A 24,913-nucleotide genomic window follows, 5' to 3' on the forward strand; every position below is an offset into this window, starting at 1 on the left:
CCCGGCTTACGCATGAGATTGAAACTGATCACCAACTCGAAACGGATAAAAGCGAAAACTCTCAAAGCACATTCTTCGGTGAATGAGTTATCCGTCTGCACAGTGATACTTCCTAAGGATCTACACAAGAAAGTAAGAAAAGAATGGAGGGGCAAAAGAGCGGGAGCCCGTTGCCTAAAAGAGCTTCTCTTTTTATACGCAAAGGAACTGCAGGAAAAAGATAGAATGAATCGGGATCCGGACCTTCTACTCTACCAAAGAAAAGAAGAAGATACTAAGACGAATTGGAATCGATTGAATTTCAGACCAGATACTGAAGATTGGAGTAAGCTTGGACTGCTTGCGAGAAAACATGGAGTCTCTCGTTGTTATTTATTTACCTTTTTATTAGAAAGATATTTTAAAGGAGAAAAAGGGCCCGGTTCTTTACAAAAGAAAAAGGCGGCTTAAGTAAAATTAGTCCGCTTTTCTGACAGGATTGATCGTTAGGCCTGAACCGATCTTTGCGATCTCTTCTTCTACAGAAACCAATCTTTGGATCGTAGTATTCAGAAGAATCGAAAAGAACTTAGGATTGGTCTGACCAATTCTATAAAACATATCTTGGTCCAAGATCCCGATCTTAGATTTTTCAGTGATTACACGAACTGTCGCCGCCCTAGGAACATTATTGATGAGAGCAATCTCTCCGAAAAATGCGCCAGGCTCCAGTTTACGGATCACTCTTTCTTCTCCGTCGTAGGATTTTCTGATCTCCAAGGCTCCCGTAAAAACAAAATACATCATTCCATTCGAAGCGTCTTTTTCTCTGAAGATGGTTTCTCCCGCTAAAAAGGTACGGACCGAAACATTATTAATGAATTCTAATATATTAATGCTCATTTGATTATGCCTTCTTTGCTTCCGCAGGAACTGCAGCCGATTCTGATTCGCTCGATGAGGCCGCTTCTTCAGCAGAATTTATATGTATCTCCGCCGAGGCAGGTCTGTTTTCTTCTTTCTTGTGGATCTCGGTATACAGGGATTCTAATTTTGCCTCGGCTCGATTCAATTTTTCGAATGTGTTTTTGAGAAGGAGCAAAAGGAATTGAGGACTGGTCTTTTCGAGTTTTTCAAAAACGGATTTGTTCAGTACTCCCACTTTAGCACTTGGAGAAAGTACTTGAACCGACATGGCACGAGCTCTTCCCGAGATCAAAGCTAACTCTCCGAAAAATTCTCCAGGAAATAGTTCCTTGATGGCCTTGTCCGAACCTTCCGGGCGATCCTTGAACACCTTCAAATTCCCCTGGAATAGAAAATACATGTTCCCGTCGGATTCTTCTCCTTCTTTAAAGATGAAAGAGTCTTTGGTGTAGACTTTGGTGAAAACGCTGTGAACAAAATCCAGGATGGTGGCCATTTAATGTGAGACGGAAAGCCTCTACGGAATCTTCACCTGATTTTACATTTTCTGGAACTCGAATTAATTTCCTGTTCTTAAGATCAGAAAGGAAAGCCCTTTCCTATCTAAGAGAACAGAATGAAAAGATTTATAGGTTCCGTATTCTACGATTGCAAGATTCAGATTCTTAGAAGGATCCGGTGCAGCGAGAGAGAAGGGGAGCCAAGGACGGAATTTTTCAGGAGATTCAATCTGAAATTCTCTCTGCCCGGACCCTGCTAAAACCGGGATGGGCTTCTCGATGAATGTAGAAAGTCCTGTCGAAAAAGGAAAGAGAGGAGCTGATTCCAATCCAGGAGAATAGATCACAGGCTCGATGGGGGAATGCAATCCGTTGTCTGCCAAGACTGCGATATCTAGATCGGATAATTCCCTCAGCACATCTCCTACTTTTCCCCCGAGCAAATCATCGGAGAATAAAGAGCGAGAAGCACCTAACAAGAGTAAATCGACTCCTTTGCTTTTTGCAGTTTCTACGATGCCTGGAACAATCCAGTCGGACGGAAATCCAACCGTTTCAAAATGGAATGCAGATCCTGCAGCTTCTTCTCGTACTGCTTGGAAAATCTCGTCTTCGGTTAATAACGGGAATCCCTCCGATTCCGATTCGACGGAAACCACATGCAGAGCCACGATGAAAAGCTCTTGGTCTTTTTTGGAAAACAATGCCCTTGCCAAACCGAAAAGCTTGGCTCCCATCTTGGGATTGGCGAACGATATCAAAACTTTCATTTCAATTCTCCGACGGTTGATCTTCGGGCCTTCTCCTTTTTTGAGAAGATACAAGAAGGCCTTCTGGTGTTTTGTCTTTATGAGCCGGAAGAATGGGAGGTAAGTCCCCCTGGTCTTCTCTCCATGCCTACGAAGTTAGCTGACGGGCTGGGAATGAGAGATATCCCCCGCTTAGCGGTTTGCCCCAAAAAATGGTTCCTCCGCTCCGATTACTCGGATTAGGCAGACTCAAGGACCGCAGTGTAATCACTTGATAGAATTTGTCAAGTGGGAGAAGTGGGATCGAGACGAATGAAAGGCTTCAGAGGGATCTTCTTTCTAGCGAAGAAGATCCCGAAATCATTAATTCTTTAAGTAAGAACAGCAATAATCGCTGAGTGATTTAACATTGAGTTTGAATTTTGAATTCGCAGGAACCTCAAAGGATTGGCCGCCCTTGATCTCTTGCCAATTTGAATTTCCTGGCAGTTGAACCAAAAGGTCACCGTCTAAGATCTCCATGATTTCTTTCTCTGCCGTTCCGAATTCATATTCGCCAGGCATTAAGATCCCTAGAGTTTTTTTCTCTCCGTTCGCGAAGATCACCGTTCTGCTAGTGACCTTCCCTTCAAAGTATACATTCGCTTTTTTGATAATAGTAACGTTTTCGAACTGTTGCATGTTTCTAATCAGATTGCTCCAAAGCAAAAGTTTAGGAGAAGGGCCAGAGGAACAGCGATTTCTGCTTCCTTTCCATCTTCTTCTTATTGATATCTGGTCTCATCCATTATTGCCTAATTCTACGAACCTTAAGAAAAATGAGCATTTTAACTGTCAGTATATGATAGAATCATCTTATGGGGAAAAAAGAATTAGTAACCGAAGAAAACCGCAAACGGATGGCGGAGTTACTTATGCAATTATTGCCGGAGGAAAGAGTGCAGCCTTCCGGTTTAAAAGGAGTGAGGATCTTTAGAAGGGATAGCTCTGCTCCTAGAGTGCAAAAGGCGTACGAACCAGGGATCGTGATCCTCGCCCAAGGACAGAAGAGAGTGTTTTTGGGAGAAGAAGTATATACTTATGATCCTACGAATTACTTAGTAGTCTCCGTTCCTCTTCCCATAGAATGCGAAACAACTGCGAGCGCCGGCGAACCTATATTAGGAATTTATATCACAGTAGATCCTGCTTCTGTGGGAGAGATACTGCTCGATATGGAGGACCCTCATTATCATGAGGAATCATTGCCAAAGGGAATTTACTCCGCTCCTCTTACGAATATACTCACTGACGCAGCCATTCGACTTTTAGAAGCGCTAACCTCTCAAAGAGACGGAAAAATATTGGGACCAATGATCGTAAGAGAGATCATTTATAGAGTTTTATGCAGCGAAGAAGGGGGAGCTCTGCAGGCATTGGCTTACAGAAATCGGCGCTTCTTTCAGATCGCACGCGCGTTGGATCGGATCCATGAATCCTTTCATGAAGACTTGGATATCAAAACACTAGCATCCGACGCAGGAATGAGCGTGTCCACATTCCACGCAAACTTTAAAGCTGTGACGAACGCATCTCCTTTGCAATACATCAAAAATGTGAGACTGCATAAGGCACGCATCTTAATGACCTTGGATGGATTCAACGCGCATAACGCAGCACTTCGAGTTGGCTATGAAAGCCCTTCTCAATTCAGCAGAGAATACAAACGATTCTTTGGAGTGACTCCAGGAAAAGATGTAGTCAATCTAAGAGGAGAAGAAGGAAGCATTCTCATAACCGAAGACAGATCGATCGTAAGCGTATAGAGTAGTCGTCGGCACCAAATAACAGGCTTTACTAAGATATGTCGGTGCACTACCTTTGCCCATACTGAAAATAATTTCCTAACGGACAAGATGGAGAAAGGCGATGGCGCGTGTTACTGGAATTGGTGGAATATTTTTCAAAGCAAAGGATGCGGGTCTACTTAGAGATTGGTACAAGAATCATTTAGGTATAGACGTTTCGAATTGGGGTGGAGCCGTATTCGAGTGGGCAGACGAAGCAGGCAACGCTTTCAAAGGAATGACAGTGTGGACAGTTTTCGATCAGAATTCTACAAAAATTGGTACTGCCGGATTCATGATCAACTATCGAGTTGATAATCTTGCTGAGCTTTTGGCGAAGCTCAAACAAGAAGGATGCAATGTTGATGATAAGACTGAGGATTCGGAATATGGCAAGTTCGGTTGGGTTACCGATCCAGAAGGGAACAAGATAGAATTGTGGGAACCACCGGCAGGGCAATAGGGGAGAAGAGAAAGGCTGATCAAAGCTGAGACCGTTCTACTGCTTCTCCTTTAAATTTTGGAAAACGAATAATATCTCTCTCGCAATTGTTTCGCAAGTTTCGATATACTTTTGCGAGGCTTCTTTAGTATTATCAAATGCTTTTGGATCCGGATACGGTAAGCTAATCCTTGCTTCTGCCCCGGGCACAAAAGGACAAGCTTCATCCGCCGAAGAACAAACCATGATGGCAATGAAATTCTTTTTCGGGTTTATAGAATCCGAATATAATTTCGAGAACGCAATGACAGGTGTATTCTTTGCTTTATAGGAAACTAGATATTTAGGATTTTGTTCGCTACCTTCTTCCGTATCTATCCGAAAGCCGATATGAATTAGAGCCTTAATGGAATTCTCAAAGAATGAGGTTACTTCTGTCCCTCCTGAAAACCCATCAATTCCCGGGATTTCAAAATACACTGCAGACGCCAAAGCAATCATTTGAGCAATTTGGCTGCGTCTTGAATTGTGTGTGCAAACAAAGACCAAGTTAGAAAAGTTATTCTTGGAAATTGATTTCTGAATCGCCTTGGAGAATTCGAGAAGCTTTTCCTTTCTACTATCGCTAATAAAAGAAAATTCTGATTCTCTTTCTTTTAAGAACAGTTTCAATGGTTCATGCAAATCGCTCATCATGCAGCTTCCTTCGCATAGAACCTTTGCTTAAGTTTTTTTGCGATCTCAACTATTAGTACTAGGGTGGGTATTTCCACAAGAGGTCCTACAATTCCTACGAATGCTTGGCCAGATGCGATTCCAAAAGTTCCGATTGCAACAGCGATCGCTAATTCAAAATTATTTCCTGCGGCAGTGAATGAGATAGCAGCATTTCTAGGATAATCTGCTTTCACGAATATCCCCAAACCGAAGCTAAGTAGAAACATAAAAATGAAATAGATCAGCAAGGGAATTGCTATTTGAATTACATCAAAAGGTATCAAGAGAAGAGTATCACCTTTTAAACTAAAGATAACAATAATAGTTAATAAAAGGAAAACTAAAGTAACCGGAGAAATGGCAGGAATGAGTTTAGTAATTGTCCATTCTTCACCCTTCAAGTATACGCTAATGGTTCGAATGAACCATCCTAGTAAAAATGGGATTCCTAAATATATGAGTACGCTTGAAGCAATATCCCAATAGCGAATGTTTATACTCGAATTGCTAAAACCGATCATTCCGGGCAGCACGCTTAAGAAAAAATAAGCTAAACTTCCATACAACAGAAGTTGAAAAATACTATTTAAGGCCACGAGCCCTGTTGCTACTTCTCTGTCTCCATCTGCTAAATCGTTCCAGACTAGAACCATAGCTATGCAACGAGCCACGCCGATGAGAATTAGTCCGATTCTGTATTCAGGATTATTTGGAAAGAAAAGAAACGCTAGGATAAACATTAACAAGGGCCCAACGATCCAATTCAGAATTAAAGAATAGTAAATTAGATCCTTTCTCCCGAATGCTTTGGGAATTCGTGCATAGTTCACTTTTACTAACGGAGGAACCATCATAAAAATAAGTCCGATAGCGATGGGTATATTTGTTCCACCCGTTTCGGAAGTTCGAATCCAGCTAACTACATTTGGTAGCGACTCAGCTATCGCTACTCCGATTCCCATAGCTATGAAAATCCAGAGAGTTAAGAATCGATCAATAAACGATAATCGCTTTTTTATGGGCAAAGGGTTTGTCATAGATTAGTTTATCCTAGCGGTACTTAGGAATTGAAAATCTTAGCAGCAACCTGCATTCGGAGCGCAGCAGGAGCTACTTCCTGCTGAAAGTTGTACTTTCGGTTTTGCAGAAGAACTGCCACAGGAATCACTCGCCAAACATGCCGTTTGCTTATTTTTTAAAACGAAATGCTTTCCGTTAAAATCTAGATCGTATTTTCCGATTGTTTCTGTTTGGTATTCAACTTCAACTTTAGCATCTTGAATACCTAGTTTATCTTCGGATAGTTTGACGATGTTTAACAATTTTGCAGGTTTTAATCTGTGATCGTTATCGTTGGCATTCCAGAGTTGGAAATTGATAACTTTCTCATCTCGGATCGTTCCGCCGCAATCGATGAAATGCTTGGTAATAAGGCCAATTTCTGTGACATGAAAATGTTCCGGTACAAATGTCCCGTTTTCCAATTGAAATTCGACATCATTCAGTTCTGGCAAGAGATTCTTGATTTCTGATAGCTTCATAGTAGGACCACAATACAATTTGATTTTAAATCACTATATTGCAATATTACGATTAAAGTCAAGAGGATTCTAACAGCAATTTTTGTTTTCTACGCTTTGAGCGAAAAAGTTTCCGAAAAAGTCGCGAATTTCCAACCAAGCCTTCTCATTGATACAATAGCAAACAGCCGGGCCATCGATTGTCCCTTTGATTATATCGATCTCTTTAAGCGCTTTTAAGTGCTGAGATACTGTCGCCTGAGCGAGATTCAACTCCTCGACTAGATCGCCGCAAATACAGGCCTTTCTTTTTAGAATAGCTTCCAGGATCGCAATTCTAGCAGGGTGACCGAGCGCTTTTGCATACGAAGCAATGCGATTTTGTTTTTTGCTGAATAACTCTGTTTTAGTAACACCCATACCACAAGGGTAAATGAGCTTTCGATTTTTCAATGAGATTTTATTTTCAAATGTTTGCTGGAGAAGGGATTAGACCATCGGTTGGCGTGAGTTGGGCACTGGCATTCTGCGGAGGAGATAGACAATTAACCAAGTAAAGTTACTTTCTATTTTTTCAATTGAGCTAGCAATGTAATAAGCTGTTTACGATCGGGAGCTGACATACCTCGATACAAACGAGCATTCATTTTTCTTCCTGCTCGAATGATTTTCATACGAGTATTTTTTCCAGATGTGGTTAATCGAACCTGGCTCTCTCTTGCATCGAGAGAAGAACGTTCCTGAATTGCGAGATTTAGATCCACAAGCTTTTGCACTAAGGGGGTAACTGTGGACTGGTCTCTAAAAATCTGTTTGGCGATCTCTTTCATCGATTGAGGTCGTTCACCTTTAAGGGCGCAAAGAACGGAACCCATCGCGGGAGTTATATTCGTAAGTCCGAAACGCGAATAATCTTTCTTTATTTCATCTAAAATCTGATCTCGTAATACAGTAATTAGAACTAATAGTCTATCTTGTTTCATTCTTTTCTCCTTTCTTAAAGAACATCTTATCTTTTATCTTTACCAAATATTGCTTTGAATACCAAGCAATATTCCGGATCAATCAAAGGATTTCTCTGATTTATTATTTACAGCGACGATTGCCAGTTCTTTACGTGGGTTGAGAATTTTTAAAAAGCTTTGAATGCCAAGCATTCAGGAGGCAAATTTGTCTAAGCAAAATATATTTTCGAGACTCACCTTTTCGATATTCGCTCTGATCTCTTACATGATCTACCTTTTGGGTATGATGGTTTTTGTTTTGAGATTACTCGATTACGCTCCATTTATTAAAGCCACCACATTCGGATTTCAACTGGGAGTAACTGGATCGATCTGTTTGGATATCGCGTTGGTGTTACTGTTCGGTGCTCCTCATAGCGTCATGGCGAGACCCGGTTTTAAAAAGTATTGTAGACGAATCGTGCCATTGGCGATTGAGAGGAGCCTTTACGTTTTCATCACGAGCATTACTTTAGTCGTTCTCTCCTGCTTATGGCAGCCTATCGATTTTGAGATTTGGAATGTTAAAACAAGTTTAGGGATGTATGTAGCGTATTCTATTTTTTTAATCGGGGCTATCCTGGCAGTTGTTTCCACTTTTTTAATAGACCACTTTGAACTCTTTGGCTTACGACAAGCTTGGGACTTTCTTCGAAAAACAGAACCGCACTCTACGGAGTTCGTTACTCCATCGCTTTATAAGCTAGTGCGTCATCCTATGATGTTCGGAATTATCTTGGCCTTATGGGGCACTCCCTTGATGAATCTTGGTCATTTGATTCTCTCCATAGGCATGACTCTGTATATCATCATCGGAACATTCTTTGAGGAAAGAGATTTGGTCCGCACTTTCGGCGAAAAGTATCTGCAATATAAACGCGCGGTTCCTATGTTTTGGCCTTTTCTAAAGCTGAAGCAAAGGATCGCAAAAGATTAACTCGGAGGAAAAAAATATGAAAGTCTTTAATACGATATTGTCTCGAAGGTTTTGTGGTCCGCCAAAAACAGGGAACGGTGGTTTTACGGCAGGCATTTTGGTGGAAGCTGTAGGAACTAACGCTGCTGAAATACGTTTACTGAATCCGACTCCTGTCGAGACGTCCATTATTATGGAATCTGAAGACGGGCAACGAGGAGCGATTTACGACAATTCAAAGAAACCCTTCGCAACTCTGAAATCGATTGCAGAAGAAGATTTTCCTGAATATCCATTGCCATTCATTCCTGATTTGGAAGATGCAAAAAAGATCTCCGCCTTTTATCCGGGATTTACGACTCATCCGTTTCCGACATGCTTTGTGTGCGGACCTAAAAGAGAAGTGCATGATGGAATGAGAATATTTGTAGGTCCAGCTCCGGAACAAGTTGGATTCGAGAACTTGATGGTAGGTCATTGGTTACCTGACGGAACGGTTGCCTCAGAAGATGGCTCCGTTAGAGATGCGGCAATCTGGGGTGCATTGGATTGTCCCGGCGGATTTTCGGCCGTTTTAGGAGAGCCTCAACTGATCGTATTAAGCAAAATACGAGGTAAGATCATCGAGCGTCCAAGGGTTGGAGAAGATTATATAGTGGCGAGCTGGCGATTGCAAAAGATGTCAAGAGCGTTCAAAGTTATGACTGCTATTTTCCAGTCGGACTCGAAACGATTATTGGCAATTGCAGAAGCGCTTTGGTTGGCTCCTAGAAATTGGGATAGTTCAAACCAACAATGGTGACAAACAAGATTTCGTCTAACGCTAAGATTTAACTGATACGAAATGCATCTCCCAGACCACGCGAGTAGTTAGTTCTAACACTCGCGAGGCTGGGACAGGGTAGGGTGTCTCAAGAGAGCTCCAGCATTATTTTATCGAGCACGCGGCAGAGTTCAGCCCAGCACTCGATCGCGCCAGATTCAAATTCCATCTTGCATACTTCTGCAGAAGCATATTTACAAACATGAGTCATGAGAGTCAGATTGCCTTCCGTTGTGAATGTGCGAGACTCCACAGTAGCATCCGGATTTTCCGGACCATTCGGATCAAAGGCTGCCATGTCAGTAGCATAATTCTCATTGTTCGCTACTTTTTCTGGTACAATTACTTCTAAGAATTTTCCGTAAATACCCATTTTGTTTCCTTGGGTATCCCCATAAACATATAGATATTTACCTCCGACCTTAAGATCGTTCTCGCAGGATTCAAGTGACCAACCTTCGGGACCAGTCAACCAACGGCGCATCAGTTCCGGCTTGGTAAAGCAATCGAATACCAATTTACGTGGAGCATCGAAATAGCGTGTGAGGACGACTTCGGTATCGCTTCGACGCTCTATTTTTAGTTCTCTTTGATCTGTTTTCATCTTCATTGATCTCCTTTTGTCTGCATCGTCCACAATCCTTCGAGTAGCTCTCTCGGGAGTATTGAATTCGGGGGTCTGCTCTTTATATAGCCAATTAGTTATATAAATTTGTGGATATATATAGGGGAATGTCAAGCCTTTTTACGGTTTCTTTTACTGGGAAATTAATTATGAGAATTCGAGCAGGATCGGTTATATTCCCTTAAGCCGCTCATACCGTTTACGAAACTCTTCGTTTGGAATGCGCTCTTCTCCTGCTCGTCTAAGATCAGACAATAGTCCATTCACAAAGTACATTTCGATTTTTCCTTTATTCTTGGCAGGCACAGCACCTCGGTATTCGCAATCGAAGAAGTCTTTTACCAATTCGTAAGTAGCACCGGAAATATTGATACGACCCGGGATACCTGATGATTCGCAGCGGCTCGCTGTATTGACTGTATCACTCCAAACATCGTACGCAAACTTCTTCTCACCAATGACACCTGCTACCAAATTACCTGAGTGGACACCCAGACGCAGTTCCCAATAGGGAAGGTTTTGATTCGCCTTGATTTCCTTCATCTGATTCATGAACGCTTGGATTTCCAGAGCGGCCATAACACAATCGATCGCATGCGTATGGTTCGGCTCCGGGATTCCACCGGCAAACATATAGCTATCTCCAATCGTCTTGAGTTTCTCTAGATTATGCCTCTCCATTACACTATCGAAATAAGAGAAGCAGCGATCGAGCTCCGCGACAAGTTCGGTGGGTGACATGGTCTCTGCGATTTGGGTAAAGCCCTTGAAGTCGGTGAAACAAACTGTTGCGCTGCGATGGAGTCGAGGTTCGGACACTCCCTTCTCTTTTAATTCCTGAGCAATTTCCTCCGGTAATATGTTGAGAAGAAGTTGTTCCGACTTTTTATGCTCTGCTTGTATTTTCGCTTCTGCCTCGTCTCGACTACGAATGAATAGATATGCAAGCAAAAGAAGAAGTGACTGACTTCCGACCACATCCACAAGGACTTCATCAGCTCGGAAAACCTTAGGCTCCTCGCCGTAGAAGGCTTTGCCTCCGAGGATCTTAAAATAGGTCTGCTGCGCGATAAGCAGGCAAAATGGGATCAGAGCAAGAACTATTCTTGCTACTTTATGTTTGCGAACAACGACGAGCAACGGTAGAAGCATTCCTACCGATAGATACATGTATGCTTGTTGGCCGGGAAGAGTGAAAATGATAGTGAGCAACTGGATCCATGTAGCAAAACACAAGAAAATCTGTGCAGCCAGCATATAGCCTCTTCGCAACAGAACCCCGCTAATGGTAAGTTCTAGTAAGCCGGCAATATTCACTGCGCGTAAGAGTCCGACCAGGTTCTCTGGAACAGGCGGCAGCCAAGACAAGAACACTATGATTGCTAGGCACAGGAGAGTATTGGCGGTAAGTTGAAAAGAGCGTCGCTCTTCTTCAGGCAGACCTGCAGAAATGTGACGACCGAGTAACCAGTGGAGAGCATATCGGATCTTGGTTTTCATAGGTGCAACCAAAAGAAGGGAAAATCTTTCGAATGTAAAGTCCGTTTCGGGATAGGGCGGTCTGCGAGTGCAAATGAGATGCGCAGCTAAGGGCTGAGGTGGCTGATTTATTTTAAATTAGTAAACCTAGTTAGGTCATCCAAATTTCCATTTAAAACATTCAGATCAACGGGGCCGTTGATTCCTTTGATTCTCGCTCTGCTTTTATATTGCCAAATAATCCATTCAATGGAGGAGAAAGTATTTGGATGAATGAAAATATTTCTAATCCAAACTGGATGATGAAAGAAATTGTCTTCTAGATATTCTTCAATGAATTCGTTCGTTAAATAAAGAATCGTTTTTGCATTATAGTAAGCATCAACTCTCTCAAGAAAAATAGAAATTTCATTTTGAACATTTTCAATCTTTGGTCTATCTTTGCAATTCCCAACAAATTCAAGATCAACTACTGGAGGCAAAGAATCTGCGAGTTTAGGAACAGTTTGAATAAAATTCTCCGCTTGCTCAGAACCAGTCTTACATAGAGTGAAGAAATGATAGGCTCCTACTTTAAAGCCTTCTTTTCTGGCGGCATTCCAATTAACCAGGAAGGATTTATCCTTAAAATCTCCACCTTCTGTAGATTTAATATAAACAAAGGAAATATCCTTTTTAGGAAGCAAGTCCCAATCGATTTTTCCTTGATGATTAGAAACGTCAATGCCTCTGATCGGATATTTATCTTCTGAAGGATATACAAACCAAACGAGGCCCAGATCAAGAGCTCTGTATAAAGAGAAAGCAGCAATACCTAAGAGTATAGTTAGAATGACAAATTTTTTAATCATGAGTTGTCTATTGGAAAGTCGGAACAAATTTAAACCGCAGGTAGCATAGCAATTCACTTTTATTTTACTTTGTACTGTTCATACTTGTATTTAATATATTCTTCGCTAATTACGCCTGTCCTTTCTCCTTCGAAGACATAGGATCGGCATGAAAAGTTTGAAGTTTCTGGGACCATCCCTGTATAGATATCGATGCCATTTATTAGAATTGTAGGTGATCCTTGAAAGTTGAGTTTATCAGCCTCTTCTGGGTTTTTTACTTCAACAATTTTCACTTCTCTTATATCGATTATATTTTCTTTTATTAGGTTTTTTAGATTATTTAACGTGGCTTCTGAATTTGGGCATCCATCAAAATACTGAAATTCGATCATTGAAATTCACCTCCCTAATAAAAATTTAGAAATAGCATTATAGTTTATATTCATAACAGCAATTAAGTATCTATGAAATTTAATTTAGTCTGTGATAAATGAACTTACAAATCGCATAAAAATATCTGCGCACATAAACTGGATTTTCGAAACCAAAAACAAAAGTCTTAGTTATTGTCGTTATTAACTGGAAGTGTGCTGAGATAAGCACATGGAATTAATCCTCCAACCCCGCCTATGAAAACTGCCAAAAGGCCTGCAAGAAGTCCGACCAATATAAAACCTATATGTGCATGAAGATTTTTCTTTTTTAAAGTAAAGAATGCAATAAACAGACAGCTTATTACTGCAATTATGCTACCAACCTTTAGTCCGAGCTCAAAGCCCTCTCTTGGCAGAAACTCGAAACCGATAATGCTCAGCGAGCCTATCACTGTGGCGGAAATCAAACCGGATGATATGATTAGAAAGAATAACCATGCAATATAAAAGACGAAAGCCTCTTGCCAATTACGTTGATAAGTAAAGTCAGTTAATTTTTTGAGCATTATTCCTTCCTAGTAGTAAATTTTCGATCAGAAATCTCACCTAATGATCAGGTTTCGGCGACCATTGCCTTTTACAAATTCTAATATTTCTAAAAACTTATTTTACTATAAGAAAATCGGAATGCTGCATCCAACCCCGATAGTTTAATTTTAAGAACAAAGCAATTGAAACTATTGAACCCATTTATTTGCACCGTTTCAGTTTTCGCATAATCATTGCTAAACAACAATTGGGAAGAGCTTAATTTTATATTTAAATTTTCAATTTCCAGTGATTGAGGCTTGAAGACCGCGCGACGGCGGGGATTAAGTAAGAATGTGCATAGTGCCTCGAAAGGAAGCGTCAGAGCCGATAATACTTAAATTCCTAAAAACCTATTTTACCAAGCGAAAATCAGGATGTAACATCCAAAGTTCAAATTCTCGAACTTTAAAGATAGTTTCATTATGATAGTGTATGAGATTTGGATTATTCAAAATTTCATTATCACTAGTATAATTTGATAACAAGCTTCCGAAAAGAATAACTCCCTCTAGTAACTTGCAAAATTCAAACGCTATATTGCCAAGAATCAGATGATCAAGAATATCATTGCATCCTGCAGAAATATAATATACAGACTTAGGTCTCCAATTTAAAAATTTTGCCAAATCTTTATAATCCTCAAGTATCTCTGAATATTCTAATTTGTTACTATAGTAAAACGGTCGGCTCTTTATCCAAAAATCTTGATTCTGAACCTTTTCGGCCGACGATGCAATAAGTTTCGTAACTTCATCTATTTTATTAGAATCTAGCGTAAAAGGCGAAGCGATTGAAATTACTGGACCCATTAAATACTTTTCATTCTCCTGTTGCTACAAATGAATGTTAATCTACAAAGAATTCAAATTTTCAATAAGCGCCGATTTCGCCTAACTACAAAGCGAAATGTGCCGAAGGCCAAGCGAGGGGGCGAACCATCCCGAAGCGATGTGTCAGAGCCGATATTTAGACGCAGTTGCCTACACTAACGCGAAAATGAATCTAAGCTTAACTGCTTACTCGTTTTTGGATTTTTGTACAAACGAATATTATCACCCGATAAACTATGATCGAATAGAAAATTAGTATTTTTCCAAGCAATTCCAGAAATATCTTGAAAGTCTGGATTTTCGAAAAGATTAGTCGTCACTAAACTTCCATTTTCTTTTTTAATTTCCTTTTGCTTATCGTACTGGATCGTTAAATTTCCTGTCTCATGGTTATAAACAAAAACTTGATTTCCAACTCCAAAAAGAACGGATTCCATAATGTTCGCGTATGGATGACCAACTAAATCACCGCTAGGGATATTTGAAGTATCGACTGCTATCACGAGTTTGTCCGATGCAGTAACGATGCCTTTTTTAACCCATTTTTCGTATATGCTATATTTCTTATTAATACTCTCTAATACTCTGAGTTTTCTACTATCTTGATTTAAAACCTCAACCTGGCCCATGATTCTCTCAACCTTATTTATTCCCGAAATATTTGAAGAAACACAATCTATAATTATTATCTCCCCTGCTCTTTCTATTATTATATCTGGCCCAGTTTCCTTTGGTGGAATAAGATTAAATCGTCCTTGTAGAATATATGTTAGTTCTAACTGCCAAAGGGCTCCGTGAAAGTTTCGTTGCGCATCCTTAACAAACTTTTCAATATTATCACCAATCAACTTTAATTCAATCAGGGTATCCCATACATGCTGAATTACATCTTTAGTTTCCTTTCGATATTTATCGTCCCTAGTCAATATATAATATTGATCCATTTCATCTGAATGTAAATTATCTGTGAAAATGTTCATTTTTGGCAATTGCGCATAACGACCAAGGTGTTCCGACGTTTGCGATGGCACGAGTTTGCTCATGCAAACGAAGTGACTGAAGCAGATGTGGCAAAGCCCGAGCGAGAGTTGCGAAGCAAGCTCGAAGCGGAAGCACCGACAGTTAGACGTTAGTATCAAGAGTGCTTATTGAAATTTCTTTCATTTCGAAGCTGCTGAACATAGGGTCGAGAAGGATCCATAGTTTCCGGTAACGATCTATTAAATGCATAGCTTAGCAAAGGAATACTCCTTAAATTCGTGTCGAACTGAGGTTTTTTTCTTCCGCCGATTATCAAACGATTATCCCTATTAATATCTTTGTTTCTATATTCTTTAAATTCTTGCGACTGAAACCTAGTTTGTGGGCGTAAAAGCGGATCTTGCAATAGCTCACCAATATACTCTTTCTGAACTTCAGTATCAAAATAAATGTTATCAACACTGTTATAAATTGATATTTTATTCACCCGATCCACATCATTTTTTGAAAGGATATGGTAATATCTCTTCTTTAATCGATAGGAACCTATATCATATAAAGCCAAGCAATGCTTTGAGGAAATCGGTAACAATATAATGATACCAATGCAACCTAGACCCAATCCACTCCCACCCCATCCCTTAAGATTCAAGAATGGATTAGTGAAAATAACCGGATTATCAGATAATAAAAAATATCTCCCGTCTCCTTCAAAAAGCGCAATCTCAAGATCAAAAACGACATTCACTAAATCTGCACCTATCTTAAGGTTGTATATTGCAGGATCAGATCGAGAAATCTTATATTTATCAACGAAGCCAGAAACTCTTGGATCATGTTTAATCATATTATGAAATAACATATTGATAAATTCATCAATCTCTTGCATTGACCCAGTCGTTCTAAAATATTGGAAAACTACGAATTCATAGATTTTGAGTCTATCTTGAATCAAAATCTCTATAAATTCTTTTGGGTCCTTCATTGCCTTTTTTAGTATGGAACTGATATCTGTCTCCAATGCCATAAATGCGTTTTCAATATGTAAATCTTTTCCGTAAAGATAGTCGCGTTTGCATTGATGCTTTATTGAAGCTGAAGTTATGAATTTTCCACTAGAATGATTGAACAGATTTATTTGTCGTTTATCTAAATCAGATGCAAAGTTCTTTAAAAGAAACTTAGGGACAAAGTGTTGGTTCTTTTTTTTCACTCTAAAATCGCTCTTGATATTACGTCTAACCGCTAGTAATCGAAATTTCGTCTAACTTCTCATATAATAATAAATCTGTAAATTACGTATACCGATCTATTTTTTGAAAAATCCAAATTTGTTTTTTCAACGCGAGCAGCTTTTACCTTTCTCGCTTATTTGCAACTTCTTACTTAACGTTCAACCGGATCGCGGGCTCCACCCCCCACCTCACGGGACCGCACAACGAAATCCACCTTCTCCAACTTCCCCCAAGCCAACCTCGCGCGTACTCCTACACATCTTGCGAATAGTACAGCACAATCCCCTTCCCAGATCACTTCTCCTCCGCACTCCCCGGAATCTCCATTCCGTGCCCACCCGCATCAAAATTCATCCCTCAAGGGCCACCCGACTTGCACAGAAGAGCCCTTCCTACGCTAAAAATCCAAAATTCTTGACTTTTTTAGGATTCTTTTGGAAACTTGAGGGAGTGATTAGCACTCTAATAGCCAGAGTGCTAAAGGATAGGAATGGAACTCTCCCCGAGACATAGGATGATCCTCAAGGCCACCGTGGATGAATTCATTCAAGAGAATCGTCCCGTCGGCTCCAAGACCTTATTCGATAAGCATGATATTGGTCTTTCTCCCGCGTCCATTCGGACCGTGTTGAAAGAGCTCGAGGACATGGGCTATCTTGCGTCTCGGCATATCTCGGGCGGCAGGATCCCTACGGAACGCGGATATAGATTCTATGTGGATTCTCTCGTTGTGCTCTATGAGCTCACGATCAAGGAGAAGCAAAGAATTCAGGAAGAATACCTGAAGATGCAGTTCAAGTTGGATCAGATCCTAAAGGCGACTGCGAGTGTTCTTGCTAGTCTTTCCAACTCTGCAGGTATCGTTCTCGGGCCGGCAAAGAGTTTGGATACTCTCAAGCATGTGGAGTTGATCCACGTGCATGGCGACGAGGTTCTTATGATCATGGTCATGAGATCCGGCGCTGTTCTGAATCGTAACGTTTTCTTGGATAGAAACTATAGCCAGGAGGAATTGTATCAGATCTCCAAGTATCTGAACGATAACGCCAAGGGCTATGATATGTTCGAGATTCAGGGAAAGGTAATTCCTTCCCTCCTTTTGAGAAAGGATGGTCCATTAGACTTTTATAAAGTATCTGGTGTGCTTTCCGCGGCGATGACCCCTGATAATTCAGAGGTTTCGCTTTATATCGACGGTCTCAAGAATCTCTATGGTAGGTTCAGGGACGAAGAAGAGAGATTAAATCAGGTTCTCGCTCTTCTGGACGATAAGAGATTCCTGACGGGTATGTTCGGCGAATATTCCGAGCATGACGGTGTGTATACCGTTATCGGCAAGGACGGCGACGGTTTGATGGGCGGTGTGAGTATTATCACATCCGGTTATAGGATGGGCGAGAAGAGGATTGGTGCCATGGGGATTATCGGTCCTCAGAGAATGGACTATCATCGCGCCCTTCCTCTCGTGGACTTTACTTCGAAACTCGTTTCGGAGATGATTACGCGTATTAGTAAGTAATAATGTATGCAAGGAAATGATAGAGAGATGAGCCAAGAAGAAGCGGTAGCAACCTCCTCGGGAGAAAATTCCGAAGAAGTTAAAAAACCGGAAACCGCCGAGGATACTTTGCGCAAGGAATTAGAAACCGCAAAGAAAGAGATCGAATCCTTAAAGGATTCCTGGACCCGCGAGAGAGCGGAATTCCAGAATTATAAGAGAAGGACCGCTCAGGAATTCTCCAATATCAAGAGAGAGGCGGTTAAGTCTCTCGTTGCTGGATTCTTGAATCCGATCGATAATTTGGATCGAGTCGGTGCCGGTGTAAGTGTTACGGATGAATTGAAGCCGTTCGTTGACGGTGTTGGAATGATCTTGAAAGAGTTCTATTCTGTATTAGAGAAATCGAATGTTTTCAGACAGGTTCCTCAGGGAGAACCGTTTGATCCTACTCTGATGGAAGCTCTTTCTTCCGAAGAGGGAGATCAATACTCTGAAGAGACTGTGATCGAAGTATATCAGGCAGGTTTCTATATTAAGGAAAACGAAGACAAGTTCTCCTTAAGACCTGCGAGAGTTAGGATAGGGAAACCGAAGGCTTAACTTCGGCGGCGGCTTTGTGGCCGCGTTTTTAGAATTTATGATGAACCGCTTTTGGCCGATTGGATTTCGAGCCGGCGGAAAGGAGAAACCAAAATGTCAAAAGAGAAGATCATCGGAATCGACTTAGGGACCACTAACTCCTGCGTATCCGTTATGGAGGGTGGGGATCCTGTAGTCATTCAGAACTCCGAGGGTGCTAGAACCACTCCGTCTATCGTTGCTTTCACTGCTAAAGGTGAAACGTTAGTCGGCCAGTTCGCAAAAAACCAAGCTATTACTAATGCTGTGAACACTGTCCGTTCCGCAAAACGTTTCATTGGACGCAGATTCAACGAGGCCGAGCAGGAAATGAAACACGTTTCCTACAAGGTTGTTCGTAGCGGAAATGATGGCGTGAAATTCGAGACTGCAACAGGTGAGTTTACTCCACAAGAGATCTCCGCACGCGTTCTTCAGAAAATGAAGCAAACTGCAGAAGACTATCTGGGTCATAAGGTGACCAAGGCTGTCATCACTGTTCCTGCTTACTTCAATGACGAGCAACGTCAGGCAACCAAAGATGCAGGTCGTATTGCAGGTCTCGAAGTAGAACGTATCATCAATGAGCCTACTGCAGCTGCACTTGCTTACGGTTTCGATAAGAAGAAGAGCAATGCTAAGATCGCAGTTTACGATTTAGGTGGTGGAACCTTTGATATTTCCGTCCTTGAACTGGGCGACGGAGTATTCGAAGTGAAGTCTACTAACGGGGACACTCACTTAGGCGGTGACGACTTCGACATGGTCATCATGGAATGGATGATCGACGAATTCAAAAAACAGTATGGGATCGATATCTCCCAAGACAAGAATACCGTTCAACGTTTGAAAGAAGCTGCTGAGAAAGCTAAGATCGAGTTGTCCGGAACCATGGCGACCCAGATCAATCTTCCGTTCATCACTGCGGATGCTACCGGTCCAAAACACTTGGATATGAATCTTACTAGAGCTAAGTTCGATCAGTTGACTCGGGCCTTAGTTGAAAGAACTCGTATTCCTTGTGAGAACGCGATCCGTGATGCTGGGATGAAAGCTTCCGATATAGACGAAGTGATCTTGGTTGGTGGTTCTACTCGTATTCCTGCAGTGCAAGAACTTGTAAAAGGAATCTTTGGCAAGGAGCCAAACCGTTCCGTGAATCCGGATGAGGTTGTCGCCATCGGTGCTGCGATCCAAGGTGGGGTTTTAGCTGGAGAAGTTTCGGATGTTCTTCTTCTGGATGTAACTCCTCTTTCTTTGGGTATCGAGACTCTTGGTGGAGTTATGACCAAGTTGATCGAGAGAAACACTACGATTCCTACAAAGAAATCACAAGTATTCTCTACGGCTGCAGATAACCAGAATGCTGTGTCTATCCATGTTCTCCAAGGAGAAAGGGATATGGCTGCAGGAAACCGTACATTAGGAAGATTTGATTTGATCGGGATCGCTCCTGCTCCAAGAGGAGTTCCTCAGATCGAAGTTACCTTCGATATAGATGCGAATGGTATTGTTCATGTTTCCGCGAAAGATCTGGGAACCGGCAAGGAGCAGAAGATCCGAATAGAATCTTCTTCTGGATTGAGCGAAGATGAGATCTCTAAAATGGTCAAAGATGCAGAAGCTCATGCTGCTGCGGACAAGGCCGCGAGATCGCTAGTCGAAGCTAAGAACGAGTTGGATACTATTACGTATTCTCTTGAGAAGGCGGTCGCAGATGCAGGCGATAAGCTTTCGGATAGCGAGAAGCAATTAGCAGCCGACGAGATCAAAAGAGCGAGAGAAGCAATTGAGTCAGGCGACTTAGAAAGAATTAACGCTACTAAGGAATCCGTGACCAAGCTCGCTTCCGAGATCGGAACCAAGATCTATTCCCAAGGTGCTCCTGGTGGAGAGGCTAGTCCTGGACCTAACGGCGGGGAAGCTGCGGGAGAAGGTTCCGACAATTCCCAAGCTAAGGGAGAAAAGGTCGTGGACGCGGACTATACCGTAGTGGACGATGAGAAAAAGTAACTAAGACATGAGTGACAAAAGTTACTACGATATCCTCGGAGTTTCCAAGACTGCGACTGACGAAGAGATCAAGTCCGCATACAGGAAGCTAGCCATCAAATATCACCCTGATAAGAATCAGGGTGATAAAGCCGCCGAAGAAAAATTCAAAGAAGCCACAGAGGCCTACGAGGTTTTACGCGACGCGAATAAGCGAAGAGCGTACGACCAATACGGCAAGGCAGGTGTGGGCGCCGGAGGCGCAGGCGGATTTGGAGGAGGAGCGTATACTGACTTCTCCGATATCTTCGGGGATTTCGGTGATATTTTCGGAGACTTCTTCGGTGGTGGGGGAAGGCCAGGCGGTGGTCGCAGGTCAGGTCCACAAAGAGGCTCCGATCTTCGTTATAATCTAGAAGTTTCTCTCGAAGACGCAGCTCTAGGTAGAGAATACAAGATTGAAATCCCAAGACTGGAAACCTGTGCCGATTGCGCTGGATCCGGCGCGGCAAAAGGAAGTACTCCTTCTACATGTCCGGATTGCGGAGGCTCAGGCCAGATCCGTAGATCTCAGGGATTCTTTTCCGTTGCAACTACATGCGGTACTTGTAGAGGCAAAGGAACCATTATCTCCAATCCTTGCAAGACCTGTCATGGCCAAGGCTTGGTAGAAAAACGTCGCACCATCAATATCAAGATTCCGCCTGGTATCGAATCGGGCAGCCGTTTAAAAGTCTCCGGAGAAGGAGAAGCAGGGCCTAACGGTGGTCCTCACGGTGATCTGTATGTTGTAACGCATATTAAGAAACATGAATTATTCGAGCGCCAAGCAAACGACCTAATCCTTGCAAAGAAGATCAGTCTTACCCAAGCTATCTTAGGCGGGGACATAGAAGTTCCTACAATAGACGGCAAGAAAGTTAAGATGAAAATTCCAGAAGGAACCGAGTCAGGACAAGTCTTCCGTCTGAAAGGACATGGAATTCCTTATCTTGGTGGCTACGGAAAAGGGGATCAACACGTGATTGTTAAGATCGAGATCCCTAAAAAATTGACTAGACGACAAAGAGAATTGATCGAAGAATTTGCCCGCGAATCAGGAGAAGGAGTCTCCGGTTCCAAGGGTAAGATTTTTACGAATAAGTAAACCTGCTAAAAGGAAGTTTCATGACCCAAAAAGTCAAGATCGGAGTAATCGGTACAGGCCATATGGGCCAATACCACGTGAACGTGGCAAAGACCTTAAGTGATGCGGAAATGATCGGTATCTATGATTCCGATTCCGAGAGAGCAGGGCAGATGGCAGACAAGCATAAGACTTCTGCCTTCTCGACTGTGAACGATCTGATCAAGAATGTGGACGCAGTCGTGATTGCAGTTCCCACCTTCTTACATCATGAAATTGCAAAGAAGGCATTAGAAGCCGGCAAACATGTACTAGTCGAAAAACCGATTGCAGAAACTCTTGAACAAGCCAAAGAACTCGTAGCTCTTTCTGAGAAGAACGATCTGGTACTTCAAGTGGGTCACGTAGAACGCTTTAACGGAGCGGTTCTGGAATTAGGCAAGATCGTAACCGAGCCATTGCTTGTTGAATCCAGAAGACTTGCGCCTTTCAATCCTAGGATCAAAGATGTAGGCGTGGTTCTGGATATGATGATCCACGATATCGATATCGTTTTGAATCTTGTAAAATCTCCCGTCAAATATCTAAGTGCTGTGGGAACTAAAGTAGTTTCTAATCATGAGGATATTGCTGCTGTTGTTCTTCACTTTGAGAACGGCACCATCGCAAATATTTCAGCAAGCAGAAATACCCAATCGAAAATTAGGACCTTAAACATCACTCAAAAGGATGTTTATATCACTTTGGATTTCAGCGACCAAGAGATCGAACTGCACAGACAAGCGACTTCGGATATTCTACTTAGAACCGGCGAGATCAAATATCGCCAAGAGTCCATCGTCGAAAAAATCTTCGTGCATAAAGATAACCCGTTGAAACAAGAGCAGGAACATTTCGTGAAATGCATCTTGAAGGAAACGGATCCACTGGTGGACGGTAAGTCCGATATCCAGACCTTGGAAATCGCATATAAAATTTTGAAAGAGATCCATAAAAACTGATCGGGTAGTATGGAAAACGGTTACAGCGGCAAAGTATTAATATCAAATTCTTCTATAGTAACGGATTATTTCAATCGTACTGTAATTCTTATGGTCGAGCACGATAATTCGGGAGCTTTCGGTCTCGTATTGAACAAGAAGATGGAAGTTTCCTTGAACGATGTGATCCAAGGAATTCCGGAAGGCATAGATGGTTCTCTTCCGATTTATTCGGGAGGTCCAGTCGATCCGACTTACGTTTCCATCCTTCATGATAATCCGAAGTTAAAACAACCTGGGATCGAAGTCATTCCAGGAGTATTCCTCGCACGAAGCTTCGAAGCTCTGATCGAGTTATTAGAACATCCTGATAAAACAAAGTTTAATGTGTACCAAGGATATTCCGGTTGGGGAGCTGCTCAATTGGAAGGGGAAATGGAACGCAAGTCTTGGGTGGTTCATGACCCGAACGCAGAATGGATCTTTACGGAAGATCCGGAAGCAACTTGGCAAGAAGCCTTGAAGAGTAAAGGCGGACTGTACAAGTATTTCGTTGAGCATACTAAAGACCCGATGCTGAACTAAAATTCGCGAATTTTTAGCATCGGGATTTGTTTCTATTATTGGGGACAAATGACCGATCTAGATTTCCAAAATAGGGTTTCCAAAAAAGAAATTTTTGCAAGAAGTTCTCCTTTTCTTTTTAAATTAAACATCCTCCTTCTTATTCTATTAGAATATTCTTATTTATTTATCGGAGCCGCGATATTAGCTGCAGCTTCTTATCTCGGTATAGCGGTTTATGAAAACTTCTTCGCTCATAACGAAATCCTAAGTGAAATATTCTTCACAATTTTTGGTATGATAGGCGCGATCGCTATTCTTTCTAGTCTCGTTCCGTTTTGGATCATTCTTTCTTCTTTTCGAGTAAAAACTTCTATGGTAACTGGAACGATTGCGAAGAAGGAAAGCCATCCGGAGCTATTCGAATTTTTAGAGAGATTGGGTCGTGCTATTTCCGGTCCGAGAATACGTGAAGTTTATCTGACTGAAACCGAAAGCATTTCTTTTATTCGGATTTTTAATTTCGGAATTTTCGGTCCAAGTAAAAATTATCTTTTGCTCGGAATACCATCTCTAACAGTTTTCACTCCGGAAGAATTCGAAGCGAGAGTCGCGTATGAATACTGTCTGAATACCGGAAGTTACGGAGGCAGATTTGCGATTTGGGTGAACCGAGTCTTTGATGTTCTCGCCGATCTGAATCGAGACAATTCTTTGCCCAATTCTAAATCTCTCGCAACAATTTTGGCTCTTTCGAGAGCGAGAGTGTATGAAGCGAATCGTAAGGTTTCCGAATTCATTCAAACAGATAATTCAATTTACTTTTGGCAAATTCTATACAGATTGGGAAAATGATTTCGTCTTTGACCGGTACTGAAATTCTTTCTGGGATGATTGCTCCTGCGGTTTTGATTTCCGCGAGTTCCAGTTTGATTTTCTCTACCGCAAATCGATTAGGAAGGATCTTCGATCGAGTCAATCTTCTCAAGAATGAGATAGAAGGGATTGTGGATGGAAGAACTTCCTATCCTGAAGAACGTTCCGTATATTTACGCAGACAACTAAAGGTCCAAAAGAAAAGGGCCGGACTCATCCAAAGATCTATGGCTGCGCTTTATACTGCGACTCTCTTCTTTGTAGCTTCTAGTTTGAGTTTGGGAATTATAGTCGCCACGGAAAGTTCAGCTTCTTGGATCTCGACAGGCTTAGCATTAGTCGGCGGAGTATTTCTTTTTATCGCGAGCGGACTCTTGTTGTACGAGAGCCGCTATAATTTGAAATTCATCCAAGGCCAGATCGACTTCGCTGAATTTTTGGAGGATAAGGCAGATAAGAAAAACCTTGATCGCCAGCCCAAGGGTTGATGTTCTTGATACAGGACCTGGGTGATTTTCTTGCAAGGCTTGCTTCGTTTCTTTTTTCTAATTTCTGTTTTATTCATATTCTTTTCAATCCAACCGGTTTCTGCTGACGGCTGTTACCTCTGTGCAGAAGGAAGTTCCGATATGTGCAGGGATTATTGCAGATTCTCCGGATCGGATTCTTTCGATACACGTAAACGTTGCGAAGGAAAGGGCTGCAAGATTACAGGAACTGCGGCCTGTCCGACCGCTTCCAATTATAAGGTCTGCTCTGTTCTGAACGAAAGCAAATCCAAGAACTTAATCGCAAGGTACTTAAGATAGAATCTCTGAATCCAGAAAAGAGTTCCTCTGCATGTTTGTAGGAGGAACAGGTTCGATCCTGCATTCAAAGTAAAAAGCGATCCCGTTGGCCGCCTG

General features: G+C 41.9%; 31 protein-coding genes and 1 riboswitch. Of the genes, 14 read left to right on the forward strand and 17 right to left on the reverse strand.

Annotation, left to right across the window (positions count from 1 at the left end; genetic code table 11):
* Window positions 1–12: 12 nt before the first annotated feature.
* On the forward strand, window positions 13–450 hold the full coding sequence (locus EHO59_RS04640; protein ID WP_135585204.1) for a DUF1564 family protein: 438 nt from the start codon (window positions 13–15) through the stop codon (window positions 448–450).
* Between the two features lie 6 nt (window positions 451–456).
* Here the strand turns inward: EHO59_RS04640 and EHO59_RS04645 are convergent, their stop codons facing one another.
* The 4 genes from EHO59_RS04645 to ppnP all read right to left on the reverse strand — a co-directional run bounded on the left by EHO59_RS04645 (window position 457) and on the right by ppnP (window position 2,836).
* Window positions 457–882, reverse strand: coding sequence for a cyclic nucleotide-binding domain-containing protein (locus tag EHO59_RS04645; protein WP_135585206.1), 426 nt, complete (start codon window positions 880–882; stop codon window positions 457–459).
* Between the two features lie 4 nt (window positions 883–886).
* Complete coding sequence (locus EHO59_RS04650; protein WP_135585209.1) at window positions 887–1,402, reverse strand: Crp/Fnr family transcriptional regulator; 516 nt, start codon at window positions 1,400–1,402, stop codon at window positions 887–889.
* Between the two features lie 63 nt (window positions 1,403–1,465).
* Complete coding sequence (locus tag EHO59_RS04655) at window positions 1,466–2,176, reverse strand: universal stress protein (protein ID WP_135585211.1); 711 nt, start codon at window positions 2,174–2,176, stop codon at window positions 1,466–1,468.
* Window positions 2,177–2,286: 110 nt separating this feature from the next.
* Window positions 2,287–2,411, reverse strand: a riboswitch (cyclic di-AMP (ydaO/yuaA leader).
* Window positions 2,412–2,518: 107 nt separating this feature from the next.
* Window positions 2,519–2,836, reverse strand: coding sequence for a pyrimidine/purine nucleoside phosphorylase (gene ppnP, locus EHO59_RS04660; protein WP_135585213.1), 318 nt, complete (start codon window positions 2,834–2,836; stop codon window positions 2,519–2,521).
* Between the two features lie 176 nt (window positions 2,837–3,012).
* Between ppnP and EHO59_RS04665 the strand changes: the two genes are divergently transcribed.
* Both EHO59_RS04665 and EHO59_RS04670 read left to right on the forward strand, forming a co-directional pair.
* Window positions 3,013–3,960 carry an AraC family transcriptional regulator gene (locus EHO59_RS04665; RefSeq protein WP_135585216.1) on the forward strand — a complete coding sequence of 316 codons (948 nt, stop codon included), beginning with the start codon at window positions 3,013–3,015 and terminating at the stop codon, window positions 3,958–3,960.
* Window positions 3,961–4,063: 103 nt separating this feature from the next.
* Window positions 4,064–4,444 carry a VOC family protein gene (locus EHO59_RS04670; protein ID WP_135585218.1) on the forward strand — a complete coding sequence of 127 codons (381 nt, stop codon included), beginning with the start codon at window positions 4,064–4,066 and terminating at the stop codon, window positions 4,442–4,444.
* A 36-nt stretch (window positions 4,445–4,480) separates the two neighbouring features.
* On the opposite strand, the gene EHO59_RS04675 is transcribed toward EHO59_RS04670, so the two are convergent.
* From EHO59_RS04675 to EHO59_RS04695, 5 genes are all read right to left on the reverse strand, one after another.
* Entirely contained in the window at window positions 4,481–5,116 is a 636-nt protein-coding gene (locus EHO59_RS04675; RefSeq protein WP_135586492.1) for a low molecular weight phosphatase family protein, read from the reverse strand.
* On the reverse strand, window positions 5,116–6,177 hold the full coding sequence (gene arsB, locus EHO59_RS04680) for an ACR3 family arsenite efflux transporter (RefSeq protein ID WP_135585220.1): 1,062 nt from the start codon (window positions 6,175–6,177) through the stop codon (window positions 5,116–5,118). The genes EHO59_RS04675 and arsB overlap by 1 nt, the downstream gene beginning before the upstream one ends.
* A gap of 39 nt (window positions 6,178–6,216) precedes the next feature.
* On the reverse strand, window positions 6,217–6,681 hold the full coding sequence (locus EHO59_RS04685; protein ID WP_135585223.1) for a DUF6428 family protein: 465 nt from the start codon (window positions 6,679–6,681) through the stop codon (window positions 6,217–6,219).
* Window positions 6,682–6,750: 69 nt separating this feature from the next.
* Window positions 6,751–7,113 (reverse strand): ArsR/SmtB family transcription factor, encoded by a 363-nt coding sequence (locus EHO59_RS04690; protein WP_425460203.1) that lies wholly within the window; start codon window positions 7,111–7,113, stop codon window positions 6,751–6,753.
* A gap of 113 nt (window positions 7,114–7,226) precedes the next feature.
* Entirely contained in the window at window positions 7,227–7,643 is a 417-nt protein-coding gene (locus EHO59_RS04695; protein ID WP_135585225.1) for a MarR family winged helix-turn-helix transcriptional regulator, read from the reverse strand.
* Between the two features lie 187 nt (window positions 7,644–7,830).
* Between EHO59_RS04695 and EHO59_RS04700 the strand changes: the two genes are divergently transcribed.
* Both EHO59_RS04700 and EHO59_RS04705 read left to right on the forward strand, forming a co-directional pair.
* Window positions 7,831–8,601 carry a methyltransferase family protein gene (locus tag EHO59_RS04700; RefSeq protein WP_246052657.1) on the forward strand — a complete coding sequence of 257 codons (771 nt, stop codon included), beginning with the start codon at window positions 7,831–7,833 and terminating at the stop codon, window positions 8,599–8,601.
* A 16-nt stretch (window positions 8,602–8,617) separates the two neighbouring features.
* The gene (locus tag EHO59_RS04705; RefSeq protein ID WP_135585229.1) at window positions 8,618–9,382 is read left to right on the forward strand and encodes a hypothetical protein; all 765 of its coding nucleotides are present in this window, start codon (window positions 8,618–8,620) and stop codon (window positions 9,380–9,382) included.
* 109 nt (window positions 9,383–9,491) lie between these two features.
* Here EHO59_RS04705 and EHO59_RS04710 read toward each other — a convergent pair whose 3' ends face one another.
* From EHO59_RS04710 to EHO59_RS04745, 8 genes are all read right to left on the reverse strand, one after another.
* Complete coding sequence (locus tag EHO59_RS04710) at window positions 9,492–10,007, reverse strand: SRPBCC domain-containing protein (protein WP_135585231.1); 516 nt, start codon at window positions 10,005–10,007, stop codon at window positions 9,492–9,494.
* 192 nt (window positions 10,008–10,199) lie between these two features.
* Entirely contained in the window at window positions 10,200–11,396 is a 1,197-nt protein-coding gene (locus EHO59_RS04715) for an adenylate/guanylate cyclase domain-containing protein (RefSeq protein WP_425460204.1), read from the reverse strand.
* Window positions 11,397–11,635: 239 nt separating this feature from the next.
* Window positions 11,636–12,358 (reverse strand): glycoside hydrolase family 25 protein, encoded by a 723-nt coding sequence (locus tag EHO59_RS04720; RefSeq protein ID WP_135585233.1) that lies wholly within the window; start codon window positions 12,356–12,358, stop codon window positions 11,636–11,638.
* Window positions 12,359–12,417: 59 nt separating this feature from the next.
* The gene (locus EHO59_RS04725; RefSeq protein WP_135585235.1) at window positions 12,418–12,732 is read right to left on the reverse strand and encodes a DF family (seleno)protein; all 315 of its coding nucleotides are present in this window, start codon (window positions 12,730–12,732) and stop codon (window positions 12,418–12,420) included.
* Between the two features lie 167 nt (window positions 12,733–12,899).
* Complete coding sequence (locus tag EHO59_RS04730) at window positions 12,900–13,280, reverse strand: hypothetical protein (protein WP_210413025.1); 381 nt, start codon at window positions 13,278–13,280, stop codon at window positions 12,900–12,902.
* Between the two features lie 375 nt (window positions 13,281–13,655).
* Complete coding sequence (locus EHO59_RS04735) at window positions 13,656–14,114, reverse strand: DUF6368 family protein (protein ID WP_135585237.1); 459 nt, start codon at window positions 14,112–14,114, stop codon at window positions 13,656–13,658.
* A 176-nt stretch (window positions 14,115–14,290) separates the two neighbouring features.
* On the reverse strand, window positions 14,291–15,178 hold the full coding sequence (locus tag EHO59_RS04740) for a hypothetical protein (RefSeq protein ID WP_135585239.1): 888 nt from the start codon (window positions 15,176–15,178) through the stop codon (window positions 14,291–14,293).
* Between the two features lie 92 nt (window positions 15,179–15,270).
* A complete protein-coding gene (locus tag EHO59_RS04745; protein ID WP_167882064.1) occupies window positions 15,271–16,329 on the reverse strand; it encodes a DUF4238 domain-containing protein in 1,059 nt (352 codons plus the stop codon).
* Window positions 16,330–16,841: 512 nt separating this feature from the next.
* Here EHO59_RS04745 and hrcA point away from each other — a divergent pair.
* From hrcA to EHO59_RS04790, 9 genes are all read left to right on the forward strand, one after another.
* On the forward strand, window positions 16,842–17,870 hold the full coding sequence (gene hrcA / locus EHO59_RS04750; protein ID WP_135585243.1) for a heat-inducible transcriptional repressor HrcA: 1,029 nt from the start codon (window positions 16,842–16,844) through the stop codon (window positions 17,868–17,870).
* A gap of 27 nt (window positions 17,871–17,897) precedes the next feature.
* Window positions 17,898–18,452, forward strand: coding sequence for a nucleotide exchange factor GrpE (gene grpE / locus EHO59_RS04755; protein WP_135585245.1), 555 nt, complete (start codon window positions 17,898–17,900; stop codon window positions 18,450–18,452).
* Between the two features lie 93 nt (window positions 18,453–18,545).
* Window positions 18,546–20,483, forward strand: coding sequence for a molecular chaperone DnaK (gene dnaK / locus EHO59_RS04760; protein ID WP_135585247.1), 1,938 nt, complete (start codon window positions 18,546–18,548; stop codon window positions 20,481–20,483).
* 7 nt (window positions 20,484–20,490) lie between these two features.
* The gene (gene dnaJ / locus EHO59_RS04765; protein ID WP_135585249.1) at window positions 20,491–21,609 is read left to right on the forward strand and encodes a molecular chaperone DnaJ; all 1,119 of its coding nucleotides are present in this window, start codon (window positions 20,491–20,493) and stop codon (window positions 21,607–21,609) included.
* Between the two features lie 20 nt (window positions 21,610–21,629).
* Entirely contained in the window at window positions 21,630–22,589 is a 960-nt protein-coding gene (locus EHO59_RS04770) for a Gfo/Idh/MocA family protein (protein WP_135585251.1), read from the forward strand.
* A gap of 9 nt (window positions 22,590–22,598) precedes the next feature.
* Complete coding sequence (locus tag EHO59_RS04775) at window positions 22,599–23,153, forward strand: YqgE/AlgH family protein (RefSeq protein ID WP_135585253.1); 555 nt, start codon at window positions 22,599–22,601, stop codon at window positions 23,151–23,153.
* 48 nt (window positions 23,154–23,201) lie between these two features.
* Window positions 23,202–23,987: a M48 family metalloprotease gene (locus EHO59_RS04780; protein WP_135585255.1), complete on the forward strand. Its 786-nt coding sequence runs from the start codon at window positions 23,202–23,204 to the stop codon at window positions 23,985–23,987.
* Window positions 23,984–24,496: a DUF2721 domain-containing protein gene (locus EHO59_RS04785; RefSeq protein WP_135585257.1), complete on the forward strand. Its 513-nt coding sequence runs from the start codon at window positions 23,984–23,986 to the stop codon at window positions 24,494–24,496. Before EHO59_RS04780 ends, EHO59_RS04785 begins: the two co-directional genes overlap by 4 nt.
* Window positions 24,497–24,526: 30 nt before the next feature.
* On the forward strand, window positions 24,527–24,817 hold the full coding sequence (locus tag EHO59_RS04790) for a hypothetical protein (protein ID WP_167882076.1): 291 nt from the start codon (window positions 24,527–24,529) through the stop codon (window positions 24,815–24,817).
* The last annotated feature ends 96 nt before the right edge of the window (window positions 24,818–24,913 follow it).

Source organism: Leptospira semungkisensis, from assembly GCF_004770055.1.
GTDB lineage: Bacteria > Spirochaetota > Leptospiria > Leptospirales > Leptospiraceae > Leptospira_B > Leptospira_B semungkisensis.